The 20,733-nt window shown below is 60.2% G+C and carries 21 protein-coding genes; 6 read left to right on the forward strand and 15 right to left on the reverse strand.

Features of this window, described 5'->3' with window-relative positions:
* Positions 1-87: 87 nt before the first annotated feature.
* The gene (locus tag BT199_RS08935; protein ID WP_072434317.1) at positions 88-1,002 is read left to right on the forward strand and encodes a LysR family transcriptional regulator; all 915 of its coding nucleotides are present in this window, start codon (positions 88-90) and stop codon (positions 1,000-1,002) included.
* Here BT199_RS08935 and BT199_RS08940 read toward each other — a convergent pair.
* The 9 genes from BT199_RS08940 to BT199_RS08980 all read right to left on the reverse strand — a co-directional run bounded on the left by BT199_RS08940 (position 993) and on the right by BT199_RS08980 (position 8,688).
* Complete coding sequence (locus BT199_RS08940) at positions 993-1,478, reverse strand: DoxX family protein (RefSeq protein WP_014717274.1); 486 nt, start codon at positions 1,476-1,478, stop codon at positions 993-995. The two genes, BT199_RS08935 and BT199_RS08940, sit on opposite strands and share 10 nt — an antisense overlap.
* The gene (locus BT199_RS08945) at positions 1,475-2,251 is read right to left on the reverse strand and encodes an HvfC/BufC N-terminal domain-containing protein (RefSeq protein ID WP_014717275.1); all 777 of its coding nucleotides are present in this window, start codon (positions 2,249-2,251) and stop codon (positions 1,475-1,477) included. Before BT199_RS08945 ends, BT199_RS08940 begins: the two co-directional genes overlap by 4 nt.
* On the reverse strand, positions 2,248-3,126 hold the full coding sequence (locus tag BT199_RS08950; protein ID WP_072434318.1) for an MNIO family bufferin maturase: 879 nt from the start codon (positions 3,124-3,126) through the stop codon (positions 2,248-2,250). Before BT199_RS08950 ends, BT199_RS08945 begins: the two co-directional genes overlap by 4 nt.
* A gap of 22 nt (positions 3,127-3,148) precedes the next feature.
* The gene (locus BT199_RS08955; protein WP_014717277.1) at positions 3,149-3,445 is read right to left on the reverse strand and encodes a BufA1 family periplasmic bufferin-type metallophore; all 297 of its coding nucleotides are present in this window, start codon (positions 3,443-3,445) and stop codon (positions 3,149-3,151) included.
* Between the two features lie 247 nt (positions 3,446-3,692).
* Entirely contained in the window at positions 3,693-4,394 is a 702-nt protein-coding gene (locus BT199_RS08960; protein ID WP_003193540.1) for an ABC transporter ATP-binding protein, read from the reverse strand.
* A 1-nt stretch (position 4,395) separates the two neighbouring features.
* Positions 4,396-5,163 (reverse strand): high-affinity branched-chain amino acid ABC transporter ATP-binding protein LivG, encoded by a 768-nt coding sequence (gene livG / locus BT199_RS08965; RefSeq protein WP_003193538.1) that lies wholly within the window; start codon positions 5,161-5,163, stop codon positions 4,396-4,398.
* On the reverse strand, positions 5,160-6,413 hold the full coding sequence (locus BT199_RS08970; protein ID WP_014717278.1) for a high-affinity branched-chain amino acid ABC transporter permease LivM: 1,254 nt from the start codon (positions 6,411-6,413) through the stop codon (positions 5,160-5,162). The genes livG and BT199_RS08970 overlap by 4 nt, the downstream gene beginning before the upstream one ends.
* Positions 6,410-7,333 (reverse strand): high-affinity branched-chain amino acid ABC transporter permease LivH, encoded by a 924-nt coding sequence (gene livH, locus BT199_RS08975; protein ID WP_003193535.1) that lies wholly within the window; start codon positions 7,331-7,333, stop codon positions 6,410-6,412. Before livH ends, BT199_RS08970 begins: the two co-directional genes overlap by 4 nt.
* Before the next feature lie 227 nt (positions 7,334-7,560).
* A complete protein-coding gene (locus BT199_RS08980) occupies positions 7,561-8,688 on the reverse strand; it encodes a branched-chain amino acid ABC transporter substrate-binding protein (RefSeq protein ID WP_038449342.1) in 1,128 nt (375 codons plus the stop codon).
* Positions 8,689-9,029: 341 nt separating this feature from the next.
* Here BT199_RS08980 and BT199_RS08985 point away from each other — a divergent pair, with 341 nt between their 5' ends.
* Positions 9,030-9,332 (forward strand): DUF2288 domain-containing protein, encoded by a 303-nt coding sequence (locus BT199_RS08985; protein WP_014717281.1) that lies wholly within the window; start codon positions 9,030-9,032, stop codon positions 9,330-9,332.
* A gap of 228 nt (positions 9,333-9,560) precedes the next feature.
* On the opposite strand, the gene BT199_RS08990 is transcribed toward BT199_RS08985, so the two are convergent.
* Together BT199_RS08990 and BT199_RS08995 are read right to left on the reverse strand one after the other, a co-directional pair.
* Positions 9,561-11,822: a putative bifunctional diguanylate cyclase/phosphodiesterase gene (locus BT199_RS08990; protein WP_014717282.1), complete on the reverse strand. Its 2,262-nt coding sequence runs from the start codon at positions 11,820-11,822 to the stop codon at positions 9,561-9,563.
* Between the two features lie 139 nt (positions 11,823-11,961).
* Positions 11,962-12,330, reverse strand: a complete 369-nt coding sequence (locus tag BT199_RS08995; RefSeq protein WP_014717283.1) for a YkgJ family cysteine cluster protein — start codon at positions 12,328-12,330, stop codon at positions 11,962-11,964.
* Between the two features lie 252 nt (positions 12,331-12,582).
* On the opposite strand from BT199_RS08995, the gene BT199_RS09005 reads away from it, so the two are divergent.
* Positions 12,583-13,929, forward strand: a complete 1,347-nt coding sequence (locus BT199_RS09005; RefSeq protein WP_072434319.1) for a spinster family MFS transporter — start codon at positions 12,583-12,585, stop codon at positions 13,927-13,929.
* 165 nt (positions 13,930-14,094) lie between these two features.
* Here the strand turns inward: BT199_RS09005 and rapA are convergent, their stop codons facing one another.
* A complete protein-coding gene (rapA, locus tag BT199_RS09010) occupies positions 14,095-16,941 on the reverse strand; it encodes an RNA polymerase-associated protein RapA (protein ID WP_058410206.1) in 2,847 nt (948 codons plus the stop codon).
* 219 nt (positions 16,942-17,160) lie between these two features.
* Between rapA and BT199_RS09015 the strand changes: the two genes are divergently transcribed.
* On the forward strand, positions 17,161-17,502 hold the full coding sequence (locus tag BT199_RS09015; RefSeq protein ID WP_014717286.1) for a hypothetical protein: 342 nt from the start codon (positions 17,161-17,163) through the stop codon (positions 17,500-17,502).
* Here BT199_RS09015 and BT199_RS09020 read toward each other — a convergent pair.
* The 3 genes from BT199_RS09020 to BT199_RS09030 form a co-directional block, all read right to left on the reverse strand.
* Positions 17,499-18,680, reverse strand: coding sequence for an aminotransferase class V-fold PLP-dependent enzyme (locus BT199_RS09020; protein WP_072434320.1), 1,182 nt, complete (start codon positions 18,678-18,680; stop codon positions 17,499-17,501). The two genes, BT199_RS09015 and BT199_RS09020, sit on opposite strands and share 4 nt — an antisense overlap.
* A complete protein-coding gene (locus BT199_RS09025; RefSeq protein ID WP_038449351.1) occupies positions 18,677-19,147 on the reverse strand; it encodes a RidA family protein in 471 nt (156 codons plus the stop codon). The genes BT199_RS09020 and BT199_RS09025 overlap by 4 nt, the downstream gene beginning before the upstream one ends.
* Positions 19,148-19,238: 91 nt before the next feature.
* Positions 19,239-20,111: a LysR substrate-binding domain-containing protein gene (locus tag BT199_RS09030; protein WP_058410208.1), complete on the reverse strand. Its 873-nt coding sequence runs from the start codon at positions 20,109-20,111 to the stop codon at positions 19,239-19,241.
* A 133-nt stretch (positions 20,112-20,244) separates the two neighbouring features.
* On the opposite strand from BT199_RS09030, the gene BT199_RS27220 reads away from it, so the two are divergent.
* Positions 20,245-20,406, forward strand: coding sequence for a hypothetical protein (locus BT199_RS27220; protein ID WP_005785860.1), 162 nt, complete (start codon positions 20,245-20,247; stop codon positions 20,404-20,406).
* Positions 20,407-20,549: 143 nt separating this feature from the next.
* Entirely contained in the window at positions 20,550-20,666 is a 117-nt protein-coding gene (ccoM, locus tag BT199_RS27595) for a cytochrome c oxidase subunit CcoM (protein ID WP_019817835.1), read from the forward strand.
* Positions 20,667-20,733: the final 67 nt, after the last annotated feature.

Genomic DNA, 20,733 nt, shown 5'->3' on the forward strand with positions numbered 1-20,733 from the left:
GTTGGGATTTGCATTCAGTCTAGTGTGGCTTTTTAGCTGGATAAACGCGCTAATAGGCAACCTTTGGTTTTCAAATGGAAACAATCCATGAGCGAAATGGATGACTTGGCGGCGTTCGCCGTGCTGATCGAAGCCGGCAGTTTCACTGTGGCGGCCGCACAATTGGGCTGCAGCAAAGGGCAGTTGTCCAAGCGCATCAGCCAGTTGGAAGCGCAGTTTGCCGTGGTTTTGCTGCACCGCACTACGCGCAAGCTGAGCCTTACTGCTGCCGGCGCGGCGTTGCTGCCCCAGGCACAAGCATTGGTGGTGCAGGTGGAACGCGCGCGCCAGGCCTTGGCGCGGCTCAAAGATGATTTGGCCGGCCCTGTACGTATGACTGTCCCGGTGTCGTTGGGTGAAACCTTTTTCGATGGCTTGTTGCTGGAATTTTCCAAGCAATACCCGCAGGTGCAGATCGAGCTGGAGCTTAACAACAGCTACCGGGACCTGGCGCGCGATGGCTTTGACTTGGGCGTTCGCTCAGGCTCCCTCGAAAATGAACGCCTGGTAGCCAGGCCTTTACTGGCCTGGCATGAGATGACCTGCGCCAGCCCGGCCTATCTGGAACAGCATGGCGAGCCGCAGACCCCGGCGGACCTGGCGGCGCACAGCTGTTTGCTCAACAGTCATTACAGTGGTCGCGAGGAATGGTTGTACCACCAGCAACACGAATTGCTGCGGGTAAAGGTGAGCGGTACCTTCGCCTCCAACCACTACAACCTGCTGAAAAAAGCCGCCTTGGTCGGCGCCGGTATTGCTCGCCTGCCGTCCTACGTTTTACCCACGGAGCTGGCTGATGGCCGATTGCGCTGGCTGCTGCGCGAGTATCAGACGCGCAGCATGCCGATGTACCTGGTGCATCCCTACCAAGGCGGCCTGCCACGGCGTACCCAAGTGTTGGCCGACTACCTGGTGGACTGGTTCAAGCGCAGCGGCGAGGCACTGGATCGACTTCAGCGATAACGACGGGCAATCAGGTGGTCGATGGACAGCCAACCTGGGCCTTTGGCAAGCAACAGCAATAACAGCGCAAGCCAGGTGCCATGAGTGGGATAGGCGTCGGGGTAGACGAACAGTTGGATGGTCAGGGTCATGCCGATCAAGGCCAGGGCCGAAAAACGCGTGGCGAACCCCAGTAGGATCAATACCGGAAAAAAGTGCTCGGCAAAGGTTGCCAAGTGCGCGGCCACCTCGGGCGACAGCAGAGGCAATTGGTATTCGCTGCGAAATAAAAACAGGGTCGAGGCGGCAAGTTTGGGCTCACCCCATTGGAAGGTGCCGCTGATCAGGTCAATGGCAAAGCCTTCGACCTTGGTCTGGCCAGACTTCCAGAACACCGCCGCAATGGAGAAGCGCGCGATAAAGGCGATCAGGCTGTAGGGGATTTTTTCAAACAGTGCGACGGTTCGCTTTACCAGGCAAGGAGCGGGAATGTTCATGGCAATACCTCGGGTTGCAGATGCAAATGAGTGATGGCGTCGTGGCTGATCAACAGCGTGAGACATTGGTGCAAATCGAATTCGGTGGAGGCTTCCAGGGCATCAGCGATGGCCATTTCCAGCCCGGCGCCTTGGTTGAGGCGGTTGATAAAGGTCACAGACCCGCGGTCGATGGCGAACACCTTGACCGCTAAGCCTTGGCGCACGACCAGCGCGCCTTGGGCATACCAAGGGTGCAAAGTGGCGATAGCCCCGTCGACCTGATGCGCCGCCCAGACCGATACCACCGCGTAGGAAGATTCCAGCGTGGCAAGTGACGGATGCAGTCGTACACGCAGTTGCCCCAGTTGCGCGCAGCCTTGCAGTTGCCGAAGTACGCTGTGCTGATCCAGAACCTGGCAATCCGCCGCGTGATAAGCGCGAACCCTCAAGCGTTCCAGCCGGGCGACATCGGCCAGGTAGGGCACGCTCGAGGCCGGTTCGAAACCTTGGATAAAGTCAGAGAACGTGCTGCCGTACTCACTTATCAACGGGCTGGTGGGCGGATGAGCCTGGGCATACAGGCCGGCCATGGCGCGGAAAAATTCATCGCCGACCAGTTGCCGGGCCACCGGGTAGGCGGCCGCCAAAGCATTGATCAACGCGCTATGGACATTGTTTCGATACACCGCAAAGCGGCTCGTCGGCTCAGCACCGTTGCTGCTGAACACGCCCTCGGGGCAGGTTGCTTGCGGGGCCAGTAAAGCCTCGGCGAATGTTTGCTGAATACTCATCTGTCCACCTGCGACAAATACCATTCGGCCTGCCGGGCCTCTGTTTGCAGCACGCTGAACGCGGGCACCTGGTTATCCCGCTCGATCAGCGTCGCCACCGCTCCGGTTCGCGCCAGTACCTGTGCGTACAGCTGCCACACGGCGTTATCGATCGGCGCGCCGTGGTCGTCGATTAGTAGGCGGTCGCCCAGGCTGTCGGTGTCTTCGGCAAAACCGGCCAGATGAATCTCACCCACCGCGTGCAATGGCAGGGCATCGATGTAGGCCAGCGGGTCGCGCTGGTGATTGATGCAGGACACGTAGACGTTGTTGACGTCGAGCAGCAGGCCGCAACCGGTCCGGCGGACGATCTCGCTGATAAAGTCGGTTTCGTCCAAAGTAGAGCGCTGGAACTGCAGATAAGTAGACGGGTTTTCCAGCAGCATCGGGCGCTTGAGCATGCTCTGTACTTGGTCCACGTGTTCGCATACCCGCTCCAGGGTGCTGGCGTCGTAGGCCAGGGGCAGCAGGTCGTTGAGAAACACCGGGCCGTGGCTGGACCAGGCCAGGTGTTCGGAAAAAGACTGGGGTTGGTAGCGTTCGATCAGCGTGGCCAGGCGTGCCAGGTGCTCGCGGTCCAGAGGACCTTCGCCGCCAATAGACAGGCCGACGCCGTGCAGTGACAGGGGGTACTGCGCACGAATCAACCCCAGGTAGTGATGAAACGGGCCGCCGGCCACCATGTAGTTTTCGGCGTGTACTTCGAAAAAACCGATGTCGGGGCGGGTCTCGAGCACCTCGGTGAAGTGCTCGGTCTTGAGCCCCAGCCCGGCCCGATAGGGAAGGCCGGGCACCTGAGCCGGTGAGACCGCGTGTTGGGCTGTAGGCGTCATCATCAGTACTCAGGCTGCGCGGGGTTCAGGATTTGGCGGTGAAGGCCGCTTCCTGGCCAAAACCGGTCGGCGAGGTGGTGCTTGGGGTCTGGGTGCACGTGCCGGCGGGGACCAGCTTCCAGGCATTGGCCTGGTCTTTGGTTTTGGAGGTGCCAGCGCAGGAAGTGCCGGCGCCCGCGGCGCAGTCATTCTTGCCGGCTTCAGCCACGCCGAAGCATTTCTGCATGTCGTCGGCCGCGTGGGCCGTGGTGGTCAGGGCGGACAGGCTCAGGGCAGAACCAAGGGCCAGAACGAGGGTGGCAGCGGACAGTTTGGTGGTCATGGTGTGTCTCCAGCAGTGGTTGAATGCGCAGGCTTGATTGCCTGCATGCACCACTAGAGAGGGCTCGACGAATTGCGTTACACAAACTTCGAAAATAAATTAAATATTAGGGTTCACACCAAACAAATGTGGGAGCGGGCTTGCTCGCGAATGCAGTGTGTCAGCCAACAGTTTCCTGGCTGATTCACCGCATTCGCGAGCAAGCCCGCTCCCACATTTTTGATCCGGTTCCTGTGGCAGCCTTCGTTTAGCCGCCGAGGTACGCCTCCCGCACCTTCGGATCCGTCAGCAATTGCTCGCCAGTGCCCTGCATCACCACCCGGCCATTCTCCAGCACATAGGCACGGTCAGCGATTTTCAGCGCCTGGTTGGCGTTCTGCTCCACCAAAAACACCGTCACACCGTCCTTGCGCAGTTGTTCGATGATGTCGAAGATCTGCTGGATGATGATCGGTGCCAGGCCCAGGGAAGGCTCGTCCAGCAACAACAGCTTGGGCTTGCTCATCAGCGCCCGGCCGATGGCGAGCATTTGCTGCTCGCCGCCGGACATGGTGCCGCCGCGCTGGCTGAAGCGTTCCTTGAGGCGGGGGAACAGGTGCAGCACCTTGTCCATTTGTTCCTGGTAATCGCCCTTGTCGGTAAAGAACCCACCCATGGCCAGGTTCTCTTCCACGGTCAGGCGCGAAAACACCCGACGGCCTTCCGGCACCACCGCAATGCTCTTGCGCATGATCTCGGCGGAGTGCTTGCCCACCAGTTCTTCACCCATGTAGCGGATGCTGCCACTGTAGGCTTGCGGCGAACCGCACAAGGTCATCAGCAAGGTCGATTTGCCAGCCCCGTTGGCGCCGATCAGGGTCACGATCTCACCCTGGCGTACTTCGACGTTGACGCTGTGCAGGGCCTGGATCTTGCCGTAGAAAGTGGAAACGTTTTCGAATTGCAGCATTTTACGCTTCCCCCAAGTAGGCTTTGATCACTTCAGGATTGTCGCGGATCTGCTCCGGCGTCCCATTGGCCAGCGGCGTGCCCTGGTTGATCACCACGATGTGGTCGGAGATGCTCATGACCAGTTTCATGTCGTGTTCGATCAACAGCACCGTGGCATTGTTTTCCTCACGCAGCACACTGATCAGCGCCTTGAGGTCTTCGGTTTCCTTGGGGTTCAGGCCCGCGGCAGGTTCGTCGAGCATCAGGATGCGCGGGCGGGTCATCATGCAACGGGCGATTTCCAGGCGACGCTGCTGGCCGTAGGCGAGGGTGCCTGCCGGGCGGTTGGCGAACTCGGTCAGGTTGACCTTGTCCAGCCAGTACGCCGCGTATTCCATGGCCTCGCGCTCGCTCTTGCGGAACGCCGGGGTCTTGAACAGACCTGCGAAGAAGTTGGTGTTCAAGTGACGGTGCTGGGCGATCAACAGGTTCTCGACCGCCGTCATGTCCTTGAACAACCGCACGTTCTGGAAGGTACGCACCACGCCCTTGCGAGCGATCTCGTGACCGGCCAGGCCCTGGATCGGCTGGCCGTCCAGCAGGATGCTGCCGCCGCTCGGCTTGTAGAAGCCGGTGAGGCAGTTGAACACCGTGGTCTTGCCGGCGCCGTTGGGGCCGATCAGTGCTACCACTTGTTTCTCTTTGACGGTCAGGGCCACGCCATTGACCGCTAGCAAACCGCCGAAGCGCATGCTCAGGTTTTCGACTTTCAGGATCTCGCGGCTCATTTGCGCAGCTCCATGTGTGGACGTTGCATGGGCAGCAGGCCTTGAGGGCGCCAGATCATCATCAGCACCATCATGGCGCCGAACATCAACATGCGGTATTCGCTGAACTCACGCATCATTTCCGGCAGCAGGATCATCACGATGGCCGCCAGGATCACGCCCAGTTGCGAGCCCATGCCACCCAATACCACGATGGCGAGAATGATCGCCGACTCGATAAAGGTGAACGATTCCGGCGTCACCAGGCCTTGGCGAGCGGCAAAGAAGCTGCCGGCAAAGCCTGCGAACGCAGCGCCCAGGGTGAACGCGGAAAGCTTGATGATGGTAGGGTTCAGGCCCAGGGCGCGGCAGGCGATTTCATCTTCGCGCAACGCTTCCCAGGCGCGCCCGATGGGCATGCGCAGCAGGCGGTTGATCACGAACAGAGCCGCCAATGCCAGCAACAGCGCGACCAGGTACAGGAACACCACTTTGCTCACCGGGTTGTAGGCAATCCCGAAGTACTCGTGGAAAGTCTGCATGCCTTCGGCGGCAGTGCGATCGAACGACAGCCCGAAGAACGTCGGCTTGGGAATGCTGCTGATACCGTTGGGGCCACCGGTGATATCGGTGAGGTTACGCAAGAACAGGCGAATGATTTCCCCGAAGCCCAGGGTCACGATGGCCAGGTAGTCACCGCGCAGGCGCAGCACCGGGAAGCCCAGCAGGAAGCCGAACGTAGCCGCTGCCATACCGGCCAGTGGCAGGCAGATCCAGAAGCTCCAGCCCAGGTAGTGCGAGAGCAGCGCGTAGGTGTAGGCACCCACGGCGTAGAAGCCCACATAACCCAGGTCGAGCAGGCCGGCCAGGCCCACTACGATGTTCAGGCCCAGGCCCAGCAACACATAGATCAGGATCAGGGTGGCAATGTCGACCGCGCCGCGCGAGCCGAAGAACGGCCAGATCAGCGCCGCGATGATCAACCCGATGATGATGTAGCGCTGGGTGCGCGGCAGGGTCAGAAATTGGCTGACCTTGGGCGACACCAACGGGCCACGGTTGCCCTTGAACAAGGCACCGACCTGCTGCGTGAACAGTACACGCAGGAACATCAGCACCGAACACAGGGCGATGATGGTCAGGGTCACTGGCCCGGTGCCGTGCACCTCCAGGTTGATGCCGACAATGCTCAGCTTGAGGCCGAGTACCGGAAAGGCCACGGCCCATACCAGCAAGGCGCTGAAAAACGCCGATTTAAGATATCTGCTCATACTTTCTCAACCTCCGGACGGCCCAGGATGCCGGTCGGACGGAACAACAACACCAGAACCAACAGGCCGAACGCGACGACGTCCTTGTACTGGTCACCGAAGATATCGGCGCCAAAGGCTTCGGCCACTCCCAGCACCAGCCCGCCGAGCATGGCGCCCGGAATGCTGCCGATGCCGCCCAATACCGCTGCGGTAAAGGCTTTGAGGCCCACCAGGAAACCGGCGTTGGGGTTGATCACGCCGTATTGCATGCTCAGCAACACGGCCGCCACGGCCGCCAGCGCAGCACCAATGACGAAGGTCAGGGCGATGATGTTGTTGGTGTTGATGCCCAGCAGGTTGGCCATCTTGATGTCTTCGGCGCAGGCCCGGCAGGCGCGGCCCAGACGGGAGCGAGAGATGAACAGCGTCAGGCCCAGCATGGCCACCAGGGTGACCACGAAAACCAGAATCTGCATGTACGAAATCAGCACTTCTTGTGCGCCACCCGGGCCGAAGGAGATGCTCCCCGGAATCAGGTTGGGAATGGACTTGTCCTTGGAGTCCTGGGACAGCAATACGGTGTTCTGCAGGAAAATCGACATGCCGATGGCAGAAATCAGCGGGATCAAACGGTTGCTGCCACGCAAGGGACGGTAGGCAACCCGCTCGATGCTGTAGCCATAGGCACTGGTCACGATGATCGACGCCAGGAACGCAGCGGTCATCAACAGCGGCAGGGAGTGGATCCCCATCATGGCCAGCCCGGCAAGGGCGATAAAGGCCACGTAGGAACCAATCATGTACACCTCGCCATGGGCGAAGTTGATCATTCCAATGATGCCGTAAACCATTGTGTAGCCAATGGCTATCAAGGCATAGGTGCTGCCAATGGTCAGGCCATTAACCAGCTGTTGGAAAAAATGATAGATCTCAGGCATTACAGCGCTCCTAAAAACCCGATACGCATTTCACTGGTGGAGTCATTTCCGGCTCGGTGCCCTGTTCTGTGACCAGGTTGCACAAAGCGTTTGCCAGCGAACCGCTGGTGACGGTTTTAAGATTTTCAGGTGAGCCAGCGCCCGGATCGCGGGTGACATGGCCCATAAACCTCGTAAAACAAAGCCCACTGCTTGCACAGTGGGCTTGTTGACCAGTAACGCCTGGCTTACTGAGGGGAAACTTCGGTTTTTGGTTTACCGAAGTGCCATTCGTAGACCACGAACTTGAAGTCCTTCAGGTCGCCCTTGGCGTCGAAGCTCAGGTCGCCCGTAGGGGTCTTGAAGGTACCGGCATGGATGGCCTCGGCCACTTTGGCGGTGTCTTCGCTCTTGGCGGCCTTGATACCGCCGGCAATGACCTCAACCGCCGAGTAGGCCGGGAACACGAACGGACCGGTTGGGTCCTGCTTGTTCTTGGCGAACTCTTCAACGATGGCTTTGTTGGCAGGGTCGGTGTCGAAGGACTTCGGCAGGGTCACCAGCAGGCCTTCGGATGCACCTTGGGCGATTTGCGAGATGGAGTCGTTGCCGACGCCTTCCGGGCCCATGAACTTGGCGTTCAGGCCTTTTTCCTTGGCTTGGCGCAGGATCAGGCCCAGCTCAGGGTGGTAGCCGCCGTAGTAGACGAAGTCGACGTTGGCTTGCTTGAGTTTCTGGATGATCGAGGAGAAGTCTTTGTCACCGGCGTTCAGGCCTTCGAAGACGGCAACCTTGGTGCCTTTTTCTTCAAGGGTCTTCTTCACGGCGCTGGCGATACCTTCACCGTATTGCTGCTTGTCGTGAAGGACGGCGACGATTTTCGGTTTCACGTGGTCGGCGATGTAGTTGCCGGCTGCCGGGCCTTGTGCGCTGTCCAGACCAATGGTGCGGAAGATCAGCTTGTAGCCACGGGAAGTGATTTCAGGGCTGGTGGCGGCCGGGGTAATCATGATGACGCCTTCGTCTTCATAAATATCCGACGCTGGCTGAGTGGAGCTGGAGCAGAGGTGGCCGACGACGAACTTGACGCCATCATTGACCACTTTGTTGGCAACGGCCACGGCTTGCTTTGGATCGCAAGCGTCGTCGTATTCCTTGGCCTCAAGCATCTTGCCGTCTACGCCGCCCTTGGCGTTGATGTCTGCGATGGCTTGCTTGGCACCCATGAATTGCATGTCGCCGTATTGCGTCACCGGACCGGTCTTGGGGCCGGCGATGCCGATCTTGATGGTGTCGGCTGCGAACGAATGGCCGGCAACCCCAGCCAGGACCATAGCGGCAAACAGTTTGGAAATCTGCTTAGTAGCCTTATTCATAGTGCTCCACTCTTACTGTTGTATTTTTTATAGTTCTAGCGGCCTTGTGAGCTGCAGAACCGGATCAGATATCGCGGATATCCCCCCGGCATTGCCCTGGCAACTGTACCGGTACAGTGTAGAGCGCCGGTTGATCGCTTGAAAAGCTGGCAGCTGGGGGCAAAACCTGGGTGTGTCGCTTAAGTGAAAGAAAAAGACAGAATTGCGCGGGGTTGCTGATAGCTTTCAAGGCATTCCGTGGCTTTCCTGGCAGTTTCAATCGCTACTTCATTTGCTACTGGGTTTTTCTGCCTGAGCGACGGGGCTATGATTGCGCCGATTTTTTACTCAGGTGAATTCCCATGACGCAAGAACCAAGCACCCTCTATGCCAAGCTGCTCGGTGAAACCGCCGAAATTTCCTGGAAGGAGCTTGAACCGTTCTTTGCCAAGGGTGCCCTATTGTGGGTCGATGCCGGCCTGGATTTGATCGAGGCCGCCGAAGGAATGGCCGAAGACAACCGTGACAAAGTCGCCGCCTGGCTGGCTGCAGGCACCCTTGGCGAGGTGTCTGCGACGCGGGCATTGGACCTGGTGGAACGGGATCCAAGCTTATGGGCGGTAGTGGTCTCGCCGTGGATCCTGATCCAGGAAAGGGCGCGGTAATAATGGCGCGCACGAAAAAGGTGCGTATTTTTCACGGAGTGAAGTGTGTAGCCGAGTAACCGCTCAACGCGTGATGGCACCTTGCCGTAGAGAAAGGTCACAGCCGAGGGTGACGTAAGCGTCACGGGAACAGTTGAGGGCAGAAGGAATGAGTGGCGCAATTGTTTCCGGGTATGACGCGGCGTGAAGAGAAGCAACGATCACACCACCACTCCCCGTGCCCGGGTCTCAGCGAATCGGCCTGACAATAGAAGGCGAGCCGATACGCCCTGGCGCCGGGTCTTTTGGCTGCGCAGCGTCGTTGCCTTCCACGCTTGGCAGATATAACGGATTGCGCATGGCAATGCCCTGCATCACGCCGATGATGTCATCGAAAGGCACCGCCGGGCTGAGCAGGTAGCCCTGGATGTAGTCGCAGCCATGCTTGAGCAGCAGCTCGAACTGCGCCTGGGTTTCCACGCCCTCGGTGACCACCTGCAAGTGCAGGGTGTGGGCCATGCCAATAATCGCCTGGACAATTTCACTGTCTGCGGTGGACTTGGGGATGTCCTGGATAAACGAGCGGTCGATCTTCAAAGTGTTGAGCGGCAAGCGCTTGAGGTAAGCCAGCGACGAATAGCCGGTGCCGAAGTCATCGATGGCCAGCGACACACCCAGGGCGCGGATCTGCCGCAACAGCGCCAAGGTACTGCTGATGTTGCCCATCAACGCGTTTTCAGTGACTTCCAGTTCCAGGCGGTTGGTGCCTATGCCGGCGAAGCGCAGGGCGTCTTCGATTTCATCGGCCAGTTCGTCACGCGCCAGGTTCAGCGCCGAGCAATTCACGGCCATGATCAGCTCGGTGTAGCCCCGGTCAGACAACAGGCTCAGGTCGTGACAGGCCTGACGCAATACCCAGTGGTCCAGCTCGGCGATCAGTCCGTTGTTCTCGGCGATGCCGATAAAGCGGTCCGGGGCCAGTAGCCCGTGTTGGGGGTGCTGCCAGCGCACCAGGGCTTCCAGGCGTGTGACCTTGCCCAGTTTCATGTCAAAGATCGGTTGATAAAACAGCACCAGCTGGCTGCGCGTACGCAAGGCGGCGCGCAGTTCTTCTTCCAGTTGCAGCTCAAGAAAGGCACGGGTTTTAAGGTTGGAACTGAAGAAGTTCAAACAATTGCGCCCCGCATCCTTGGATTGGTACAGCGCCAGGTCGGCGGTTTTCAGCAGCTCTTCGCAGGTGTGGCCGTCCTCGGGGAACAGGCTGATACCGATACTGGTGGTCATCACCATGCGTCGGCCGGCCAGTTCGATGGGCTCTTTCATCTTCTGCATGATGCGCTGGGCCATGTGCCGGGCTTCGTCGCGGTGATGAATATTGACCAGGATGCAGAACTCATCGCCGCCAAAGCGTGCCACTACATCTTCATGGCTGCGTATCGAGCCCTTGATATGCCCGGCGAGCACTGTGAGCAACTGGTCGCCCGCGTCATGGCCCAGGCTGTCGTTGATACGCTTGAAATGGTCGATATCAAGGAAGATCACCGCCAGCATGCCTTGGCTGCGGGTTTTTTCCGCGACTTTTTCCGCAAAGATCTGATTGAAACCACGGCGGTTAAGCAGGCTGGTCAGTGCGTCGAAGTGGGCCACTTGTTGCAGCGAAGCGCGGGCCTGGTCGAGTTCGCTGAGCAGCGCGTTGACCCGACGCAGGTCACGCTCCTTGTGTTGCAACTTCTTGTCGGCCAGGGCTGCGCTGATGCTGCTGCCGATTACCAGCAAGGTGATCATGGCGACCGACAGGCCCAGTTGAATCGGGTTGTTATCCGCCGGTAACGAAAGATCCGCGCCACTGGGCACCAGCATTTGCATAGCCGCCATGCCGGTGAAGTGCATGCTCAGAATCCCGGCGCCCAGCACCAGGCTGGCGGCGTATTTGAGCAGTTGGTGAAACACGCCGGCACCGTTGCGCAGGTAACTGGACAGCAACAATGCGGCCAGGCTGGCGCCCATGGCAATCGCCACCGAGGCCAAAAACAGCCGTGTTTCGAAGTACACCTGGGCCTGGGAGCGCATAGCTGACATGCCCACGTAGTGCATCAACGCGATACCCAGCCCCATCCACACCGAAGCCACCAGGTACTGATGAAAGCGCAGGTGGGTATGACTGAGGGTCTGCATGGCAAGCAACGAGGCGATCAGGGCGATCAGCAGCGAGGCGAACGTCATGATCAGTTCGTAGTGAATGGCGATGGGGGCCTGGAAGGCCAGCATGCTGATGAAGTGGGTCGACCAGATGCCGCCTGCCAGGCAACCGGCACCCAGCCAGCGCCAATGGCGGCGGGCGGTGGGGTCTTCGACATGGCCCACACGTTCGGCCATGTCCAGGGTACCGAAACCCGCCGCGCAGGCGACCAGGTACGCCAGCAGCACCAGAAACGGGTTATGACTGCAGTTGAGCAATAAATGCCCGCTGTCTGGAAGGTCGGTAAAAAAATGCTGCCCCAGCCATTCCATAGCTTATCCCGTCACAGAGCCATGTCACTGCCAGCGGCGATGACCTATGAGGTCGAGTATAGAAGTCTCTCGAGATTTGCCATGAGTAATGGCGTTTTGATCTCAAATTATTTTGATATGCCGTCCATAGCGTTTGGTGCTAAGCGCTGATGGGCAGGTCGAGTTCGAAGTGCGGGGCCTCCAACGGGGCCAGGCCGAATGCGGCACGGGCAGCGTCGCAATCGACATTTTGCACGCCCTGGCTCCAGGACGCCTCGAACTCGCGACACACGCTGGAGCGCTGCTCATAAATTGAGCAGCTGGTGGCCTGTCCGACTTCACCTTCAAGGCTGCAACACCGTGCCGGTTTGCGGTCGGTGCCGATCATCGCCACGCGGCTGGGGTTGATCTGCACCACCAGGTCATCGGGCACCGTGCCCCCGGACGAGGCGCACTCACCCCAAAAGAAGGACACGCGAAAGTGTGAACAGCAGGCACCGCAATTCAGACACGGACTGGCTTCGGACATGGGCGTCATCAATAAGGAAGTAGGGTGGGGGTGTTACAGGAAGGCTCGCCATTCTATCCGTGCCATGGCCGTTGGGAAGGGGGGTACGCACTTATATTTTCGTGGGACAAATCACCGTGTTGCCGGCTGAAATCATGCCCTATCAGCTTTACGAATCATTACAGACAACCCCGCCTTACCTGACTATGTTGCAGGTACCGGGCAGGATGCATCGGGCATCACAGCTCTCATAACAATAAAAGAGACGGACCCATGCAGAACTCGACCCAAGCGGCGAATGCCTGGCGCATTCTGTTCCTGCTGTTCCTGGCCAACCTGTTCAACTTCTTCGATCGCACCATCCCCGCGATTATCATCGAGCCGATCCGCATGGAATGGCACTTGAGCGACTTTCAGCTCGGTATCATCGGCACCGCCTTTACCATCGTCTACGCCATTGCCGGGCTACCGCTCGGGCGCCTGGCCGACACCGGCTCACGCAGCAAGTTGATGGGCTGGGGCTTGTTCGCCTGGAGCGGGCTGACGGCGGTTAACGGCATGGTCGGCAGTTTCTGGACCTTCCTGCTGGTGCGCATGGGCATTGGCATCGGCGAAGCCAGCTATGCACCCGCGGCCAATTCGCTGATTGGCGACCTCTTTCCCGCCCACCGCCGTGCCCGAGCCATGGGGATTTTCATGCTTGGCTTGCCCTTGGGCCTGTTGCTGGCGTTCTTTACCATCGGCGCGATGGTCAAGGCGTTCGACAGCTGGCGCGCGCCCTTCTTTATCGCGGCGGTGCCGGGGCTGATCCTGGCGGTGTTTATGTTCTACATAAAAGAACCCAAGCGCGGCGCGGCGGAAACCGTGCAGGTCTCCCAGGAGCGCGTCGACCGCCCGATCCGCCGCGTGCTGGCCGTGCCGACCTTCCTGTGGCTGGTGCTGGCCGGGCTGTGCTTTAACTTTGCCACCTATGCGTGCAACTCATTCCTGGTGCCGATGCTGCAACGCTATTTCCTCATGCCGTTGCAGGACGCGGCCGTCGCGACGGGCGTCATTGTCGGCCTGACCGGCTTGGTGGGCCTGACGCTGGGCGGCTGGATTGCCGACAAGATTCATCAGCGGGTCGCCAATGGTCGATTGTTGTTTGCCGCCTTCAGCTTGATCATCTCCACGGGCACCACCGCCTGGGCATTGCATGCCGGGCGCGTCGAAATCGGAGTATTTGTCGCGCTGTTCAGTGTGGGCTGGTTGTTTGCCTACAACTTCTATACCTGCGTGTATACCGCGATCCAGGACGTGGTCGAACCGCGTTTGCGCGCGACGGCGATGGCGCTGTTCTTTGCTGGGCTGTATTTGCTCGGCGGTGGCATGGGGCCGGTGGTGGTTGGGGCGCTGTCCGATCACTTTGCCCATTCGGCGATGTATGCGGCCGGGGCGCAGCAGATGACCGAGGCTTATAAAGCGGTGGGCTTGCATGACGCCATGTACCTGATTCCGGTAGCGCTGTTCTTGACCATGCTTTTTCTGTTCCAGGCCTCGCGCAGTTTTGTGCGTGATGCCAAGCGGATGAAGGAAGGGTTGAGTGCGGCTGAGGTGCCGGCAACTGCGGTAACGGCGTGAGACCGAGTGATCGTTCCCATGCTCTGCGTGGGAACGCCGCTCTGGACCGCTCTGCGTCCGCTTTAAAGTCGTGACGCAGAGCGTCACATGATGCATTCCCACGCAGCGTGGGAACGATCTCTAAAAAGGCCCGCACTAAGCGGGCCTTTTACGTTCAGCGGTTTATCAACCTGCCACCAGCACCCGAATCGCTTCCAGTCGCAGTGCCGCTTTATCGAGCATGGCCAGGCCTTGCTCGCGCTGGTTGCGCAAGGCGACCAGCTCGCTGTCACGCACGGTCGGGTTGACCGCTTGCAACGCGGTCAGGCGCGCCAGCTCTTCGTCAGTGTCTGCCGCGAGGCGACGCTTGGCTTCGGCGACACGCTCGGCGTGACGCGGGGCGATCTTCTCTTCACCGGCGTTGATGCGCGGGGTGAGTTGGTCGCGCTGCGCCTGCACGAATTTGTTCGCGCTGGCCCGTGGCACGCTTTCCAGCTGGTCATTCAAGGTCACGAACGACACGCGGCCCGACAAATCGTTGCCGTTGGCATCCAGCAGGCAGCGCAAGGCGGCCGGTGGCAGGTAGCGGCCCAGTTGCAGGGAGCGCGGGGCGACCACTTCGCTGACATACAGCAGTTCAAGCAATACGGTGCCTGGCTTGAGCGCCTTGTTCTTGATCAGCGCCACGGCGGTGTTGCCCATGGAACCGGACAGCACCAGGTCCATGCCGCCCTGCACCATCGGGTGTTCCCAGGTGATGAACTGCATGTCTTCGCGCGACAGCGCCTGGTTACGGTCGTAGGTAATGGTCACACCTTCGTCGTCGCCCAGGGGGAAGCTGGCGTCGAGCATTTTTTCGCTAGGCTTGAGGATCAGCGCGTTTTCCGAATGGTCTTCGCTGTCGATGCCGAACGCGTCGAACAGGGTTTCCATGTAGATCGGCAGGGCGAACTGGTCGTCTTGTTCGAGGATGTCCTCGACCAGGGCATCGCCTTCGCCGGCGCCGCCGGAATTGAGTTCGAGCAAACGGTCACGACCGGTGTGCAGCTCCTGCTCCAGGCGCTCGCGCTCGGCACGGGCTTCGTCGATCAGGGCTTGCCACTCGCCGTCATCGGCGGCTTCCAGCAAGGGCAGCAGGCGCGGGCCGAACTGATGCTGCAAGGCGTTGCCGGTCGGGCAGGTGTTGAGGAAGGCATTGAGCGCTTCGTGGTACCACTGGAACAGGCGTTCTTGCGGGCTGGTTTCCAGGTACGGCACGTGCAGTTCGATCACGTGTTTCTGGCCGATCCGGTCCAGGCGCCCGATGCGCTGTTCCAGCAGGTCGGGGTGAGACGGCAGGTCGAACAGCACCAGGTGATGGGAAAACTGGAAGTTGCGGCCTTCACTGCCGATTTCCGAGCAGATCAGCACCTGGGCGCCGAACTCTTCATCGGCAAAGTAAGCGGCGGCGCGGTCACGCTCGAGGATGTTCATGCCTTCGTGGAACACCGTGGCCGGGATGCCGGAGCGCACGCGCAGGGCGTCTTCCAGGTCCATGGCGGTTTCGGCGTGGGCGCAGATCACCAAAACCTTGGTGCGCTTGAGCATTTTCAGCTGGTCGATCAGCCACTCGACCCGCGGGTCGAAGCGCCACCAGCGGTTCTCTTCCTCGACATCCGGTTGCGCCTGGAAGCTGACTTCCGGGTACAGCTCGGCGTGTTCGCCCAGGGGCAGTTCGAGGTATTCGTCCGGGTTCGGCAGCGGGTAGGCGTGCAGCTTGCGCTCAGGGAAGCCTTGCACCGCGGCACGGGTGTTGCGAAACAGCACGCGGCCGGTACCGTGGCGGTCGAGCAGTTCACGCACCAGGCGGGCACTGGCTTCGCTGTCGCCATCGTTGACGGCGGTGAGCAGGGCTTCACCTTCGTCACCAAGGAAGCCTTGGATGGTCTTGTGCGCGGCCGGTGACAGGCGGCCCTTGTCCAGCAGCTCCTGCACGGCTTCGGCCACCGGGCGATAGTTTTCGCTCTCGGCGCGGAAGGCTTGCAGATCGTGGAAGCGGTTCGGGTCCAGCAGGCGCAGGCGCGCAAAATGGCTGTCCTGGCCCAGTTGTTCCGGGGTGGCGGTCAGCAGCAGCACGCCTGGAATTACTTCGGCCAGTTGTTCGACCAGCGAGTATTCGGCGCTGGCCTTGTCTTCGTGCCATACCAGGTGGTGGGCTTCGTCGACCACCAGCAAGTCCCAGCCAGCGGCGAACAGCGCGTCCTGGGCCTTCTCGTCGTCCACCAGCCATTCCAGCGCAACGAGTGCAAGCTGGGTGTCTTCGAACGGGTTGGTGGCATCGCTTTCGATAAAGCGCTCTTCATCGAACAGCGCAACCTGCAGGTTGAAGCGGCGGCGCATTTCCACCAGCCATTGGTGCTGCAGGTTTTCCGGAACCAGGATCAGTACGCGGCTGGCACGGCCCGAAAGCAGTTGGCGATGGATCACCAGGCCCGCTTCGATGGTCTTGCCCAGGCCCACTTCGTCCGCCAGCAACACGCGTGGCGCGATACGGTCCGCGACTTCGCGGGCGATGTGCAGTTGGTGGGCAATCGGTTGGGCGCGTACGCCACCCAGGCCCCACAGCGAGGACTGCAACTGGCGGCTGGTGTGTTCCAGGGTGTGGTAGCGCAGCGAGAACCACGCCAGCGGGTCAATCTGCCCGGCGAACAGACGGTCACTGGCCAGGCGGAACTGGATAAAGTTGGACAGTTGGGTTTCCGGCAGGGTGACCTGCTCGTTCTGCCCATTGAGGCCGTGGTAGACCAGCAGGCCATCGACGTCGTCGACTTCCTGTACGGTCATTTTCCAGCCTTCGAAATGGGTGATGGTGTCACCCGGCGAAAACCTCACGCGAGTAAGGGGCGCATTCCGTAGCGCATACTGGCGAGTGTCGCCAGTGGCCGGATAGAGCACGGTCAACAAGCGGCCGTCCTGTGCCAGAACGGTGCCTAACCCCAGCTCTGCTTCGCTGTCACTAATCCAGCGTTGCCCCGGTTGATACTGCTGCGCCATGCTGCCTGACTCCCGCCGTGAAAAAGCCGACTATGTTAACGGAACACGGCCCGGCGCCCAAGAACTCTGACAAAAACTACGCTGTTTGTACGGGCCGGCGGAAATTGAATCGACGGGTGGCGGGCACTTGAGAGTGTCGACTGAGTCACAGCTTGGCACGCCGGTGCTCAAGTCGCCCTGCCACCCGCCGACAGCCTGTTGATCAGGAGAATAATTATCATGCTGCCACCCATGCTGCCCGTCAGTGTTGTGCCGGTCACGTCGCAACTCGACCCGGCACGCCAGAAGCCGGATATTCCGCCGGTGGTGCCCGTTCAACCGGGCTCCAACGAGAGCACGATCGACCTGAAAAAAGGCGATGCCGAGCAATCGACCTTTCTGCTGCGCGAAGAGCAGCGTCGCCAGCAGGAGCAGCAGAAACGCCGGCGCGAAGCCGACGACGACGCGGAGCAGCATTTGCCGATTCCCGGCGACTTGCTCAACGCTGACAACACCGTGCCCGTGGCGCCGCTGATCGAAGACGCGCCGCGCCAGGGCCTGTGGGTGGATATCGAGGTCTAACCGTTCAGTTCGCGCAGGGCCTTCACCAGCAGCTCAATATCGTCATCGGTGTTGAGCGGGCTGACGGAGATGCGCGCAACGCTGCTCAACCCACGTGCTTGCATGTCCAGCGGGGTGTAGGCCACGCCATTGGCGCCGATGTTGATGCGCTTTAACCCCAGGCGTTGTTTGAGTTCAAAACTATCCCAGCCGGCCAGGTTGAACGCGATCAAGCCTGAATGCGTGTTGCCCAAGTCGTGCAAGCTGATCCCCGGTATCTGACGCAGTGCGTCGCGGATTCGCGCGCTGGTCTGCAAGACTCTTTGCCATACCCGCTCAATCCCCAGTTGATTGATCTCGTGCAACGCATTGCCCAGGCCGGCCAGCAGGGCGAAAGAGACTTCGCTGGTTTCAAAGCGCCGGGCGTCGTTGCGCAGGTCGAAGCCTTCGGCGGTCCAGGGCGCTGAAAACACGTCGCGTTGGGCCGGGTTCAGATGCGGCAGAAAATCCGGCCTGATATACAGCAGCGCGGTACCGCGAGGCCCGCGCAGGTGTTTGCGGCCGGCAGACTTGAGCACATCGCACTGCAACGCTTGCACATCCACCGGCAGTTGGCCGACGGCTTGGCCCGCGTCGATGAAGTAGGGGATGGCATGCCGCCTGGCCACATCGCCGATGGCCTGGGCCGGGTTGATCAAGCCACCGTTGGCCGGCAGCCAGGTGAGGTCGATCAGCTTCACCTTGGCATCCAGCATCGCCTCCAACGCCACCGGGCAGGCCGCGCCGCTGGCATCGCACGGGATGACCTCCACCCGCGCCCCGGCTTGAATGGCCAGTTCCATGCTCGCCAGGTTACCGCCCCATTCGTGGCGCCCCACCAGAATTCTATCACCCGGCTGCCAGGGCCCCAGCGCCTGGAAGGCCATGCTCCAGGCCGTCGAGCCACTGCTGGCGAAGGCAATCGCTGAGGCGGGCGCATTGAGCAACTGCCCAGCGGCGCGGCGGGCCTTTTCCACTAAGATGGCACCCTGTTCTCCGGCCTCCATCGGGCCGTCGCGGGCTTCGCGTTGCAGCTGTTCGATGATGGCGTCGAGCGTCGCCTGGCTGGGCAAGGAGGCTCCAGCATGATTGAAGTGCACGAGGCCGGACTGGCAACCGGGCGTGGCTTCTCGCAGGTGCTGGATTTGCAGCGGGCTCATGGCTGCAGCTCGAAAATGGCGTCCACTTCCACGGCGACACCAGCCGGCAGACTGCAAACCCCTACGGCGGTGCGCACGTGCCGGCCCTTGTCGCCGAGGGCGTTGACCAGCAGGTTCGAAGCGCCATTGGCGACCAGGCTTTGGCGCTGGAAGTCGGCGCTGCTGGCAATGAACACGCCCAGGCGAAGGATGCGCACCACCCGCGACAGGTCATCGCCCAGCGCATCGCTTAATTGCCCCAGCAGGCCCAGCGCTGCCAATTCCGCCGCTTGGGCGCCATCTTCATCGCTGAGAGAATCGCCCAGCCGGCCAATGTAGGCGGGTTTGCCATCGATCATGGGAATTTGTCCCGAGATGAACAGCTGGTGTTGGCTGATCACATGATTGATGTAGTTGGCTGCGGGTTGGCTGTGCGTAGGCAGTGTCAGGCCGAGGGCGTGTACGCGCTGGCGGATGGAGTCAGTCATGGTGAAATCCTCTGGTGTCAGAAGGTTCCAGCATGTTGGTGGTGGCGAGGGGCGACAAACGGATAGATCTCAACCGACGTATCTAAAAAACTCACGCGTCGGCACACGCTTGCTTCAACCACTGACTGAAGCATTCAGCCGCCTCACTGAGCGGACCTTGGGGGGCGATCAGCCAATAGCCGATGTCGCTGTGATAGGGCGGCCAGTCAAAGGCCTCCACCAGGCTGCCGTCGTGGAGCCTGCGTTCAATCAGGCGATGGCGGCCCATGGCGATACCCTGGCCGGCCACGCTCGCTTCGACCACGATGTTGTAGTCATGCAACATCACGCGGGGGTGATGATCGAGGTTGATCTGGTAATGGGCGGACCAATCGGTCCACTCGAAAGGGCGGTGCGAGGTCGCCATCAACAACGGGCCTGTGGCGACCTGCCTGGCCTTGAACGCCGGGCTGCATACCGGTGACAGGGTTTCGGTCATCAGGCGTGTGGCGAGCACGTCGGGCCAGTCGCCCTTGCCGTAGCGGATGGCCAAGTCAACTTCGGCCGTGGCGACGTTGGCCAATTGAATCGCGGGCAGCAATTCCACCTGGATATGCGGGTGGCGCTGTAGAAACTCGGCCAGGCGCGGCGCCAGCCACAGCGTGGCAAAGGACGCCAGCAAGCCGATACGCAATACACTGGCGCACGGCGCTCCCCGCTGGCTGCGTGTTGCAGCGGCGATGGCGTCCAGGGCAGGGCGTATTTGCGCGTAGTAATCTTGCCCGGCCAACGTCAGGTCGATCGCACGGGTTCGCCGGATAAACAGCGGCTTGCCCAAGTGGTGCTCGAGCTTATGTACCTGGTGGCTCAGCGCACTTTGGGTCACCGACAACTCGTCAGCCGCCTTGATAAAACTCAAGTGCCGTGCCACGGCCTCGAAGGCGCGCAGGGCCAGCAGCGGTGGAAGGTCGTTGTGCAAGGCCACCTGGATGCACCTCCTGGGCAGGGTAGAAAGTGCCGATTTTGGTCGATGGCCTGCATTTTGTCGCCCGCTTAATTGCCGTCGGGCGGGGCAGGCCGCATTATTGAGGCATTCTCGCCACGACGTAAGCCAAGCCATGAGTGATGACGACAAGCTGATCGACCTGAACGCCGAACGTGCCAAGCGCGTTCACGACCTTAATGACAAGCGCCTGAATGAAGTGCGCCAAGCCTTTGAGCAAGCCATGCCCTTGGGCAAGCCCAAGAAGAAGTCGAAGAACAAGCCGAAAAAACGTTGAAACGTCCTGCCTCTATTGATGCAGGTCAGTTATTCCCTTTCTTTACGCCCCGTTGTGGGCGACATTGATCCTGGTCAATTTCCCACTGTGCCTTCTCTATTAACTTAGCCCTATCGCAACAGGGCAAGTGCAGGAGGCCGGTCATGTTTTTCGATAATGTGGTTTTTGCCGGAGTGCTGACTGTTAGCCTCATGGTGCTGTTTTTTGTAGGGTTTGGATTTTTTATCTGGAAAGACGCGAACAAGCGTAAAAAACCTTAAGTCTTTCCGGGTTACATGAGCACGCAAGGCATTTTGGGCGACTTCGGTCGCCCTTTTTTTTGGCAAA

The organism is Pseudomonas sp. NFR02 (assembly GCF_900119375.1).
Taxonomy (GTDB): domain Bacteria; phylum Pseudomonadota; class Gammaproteobacteria; order Pseudomonadales; family Pseudomonadaceae; genus Aquipseudomonas; species Aquipseudomonas paracarnis.

What these genes read in the sequence shown, in the direction of transcription:
- BT199_RS08935 (WP_072434317.1), top strand. Translation starts at nt 88, where the DNA reads ATGAGCGAAATGGATGACTTGGCGGCGTTCGCCGTGCTGATCGAAGCC.
- BT199_RS08940 (WP_014717274.1), bottom strand. Translation starts at nt 1,478, where the DNA reads ATGAACATTCCCGCTCCTTGCCTGGTAAAGCGAACCGTCGCACTGTTT.
- BT199_RS08945 (WP_014717275.1), bottom strand. Translation starts at nt 2,251, where the DNA reads ATGAGTATTCAGCAAACATTCGCCGAGGCTTTACTGGCCCCGCAAGCA.
- BT199_RS08950 (WP_072434318.1), bottom strand. Translation starts at nt 3,126, where the DNA reads ATGATGACGCCTACAGCCCAACACGCGGTCTCACCGGCTCAGGTGCCC.
- BT199_RS08955 (WP_014717277.1), bottom strand. Translation starts at nt 3,445, where the DNA reads ATGACCACCAAACTGTCCGCTGCCACCCTCGTTCTGGCCCTTGGTTCT.
- BT199_RS08960 (WP_003193540.1), bottom strand. Translation starts at nt 4,394, where the DNA reads ATGCTGCAATTCGAAAACGTTTCCACTTTCTACGGCAAGATCCAGGCC.
- livG (WP_003193538.1), bottom strand. Translation starts at nt 5,163, where the DNA reads ATGAGCCGCGAGATCCTGAAAGTCGAAAACCTGAGCATGCGCTTCGGC.
- BT199_RS08970 (WP_014717278.1), bottom strand. Translation starts at nt 6,413, where the DNA reads ATGAGCAGATATCTTAAATCGGCGTTTTTCAGCGCCTTGCTGGTATGG.
- livH (WP_003193535.1), bottom strand. Translation starts at nt 7,333, where the DNA reads ATGCCTGAGATCTATCATTTTTTCCAACAGCTGGTTAATGGCCTGACC.
- BT199_RS08980 (WP_038449342.1), bottom strand. Translation starts at nt 8,688, where the DNA reads ATGAATAAGGCTACTAAGCAGATTTCCAAACTGTTTGCCGCTATGGTC.
- BT199_RS08985 (WP_014717281.1), top strand. Translation starts at nt 9,030, where the DNA reads ATGACGCAAGAACCAAGCACCCTCTATGCCAAGCTGCTCGGTGAAACC.
- BT199_RS08990 (WP_014717282.1), bottom strand. Translation starts at nt 11,822, where the DNA reads ATGGAATGGCTGGGGCAGCATTTTTTTACCGACCTTCCAGACAGCGGG.
- BT199_RS08995 (WP_014717283.1), bottom strand. Translation starts at nt 12,330, where the DNA reads ATGTCCGAAGCCAGTCCGTGTCTGAATTGCGGTGCCTGCTGTTCACAC.
- BT199_RS09005 (WP_072434319.1), top strand. Translation starts at nt 12,583, where the DNA reads ATGCAGAACTCGACCCAAGCGGCGAATGCCTGGCGCATTCTGTTCCTG.
- rapA (WP_058410206.1), bottom strand. Translation starts at nt 16,941, where the DNA reads ATGGCGCAGCAGTATCAACCGGGGCAACGCTGGATTAGTGACAGCGAA.
- BT199_RS09015 (WP_014717286.1), top strand. Translation starts at nt 17,161, where the DNA reads ATGCTGCCACCCATGCTGCCCGTCAGTGTTGTGCCGGTCACGTCGCAA.
- BT199_RS09020 (WP_072434320.1), bottom strand. Translation starts at nt 18,680, where the DNA reads ATGAGCCCGCTGCAAATCCAGCACCTGCGAGAAGCCACGCCCGGTTGC.
- BT199_RS09025 (WP_038449351.1), bottom strand. Translation starts at nt 19,147, where the DNA reads ATGACTGACTCCATCCGCCAGCGCGTACACGCCCTCGGCCTGACACTG.
- BT199_RS27220 (WP_005785860.1), top strand. Translation starts at nt 20,245, where the DNA reads ATGAGTGATGACGACAAGCTGATCGACCTGAACGCCGAACGTGCCAAG.
- ccoM (WP_019817835.1), top strand. Translation starts at nt 20,550, where the DNA reads ATGTTTTTCGATAATGTGGTTTTTGCCGGAGTGCTGACTGTTAGCCTC.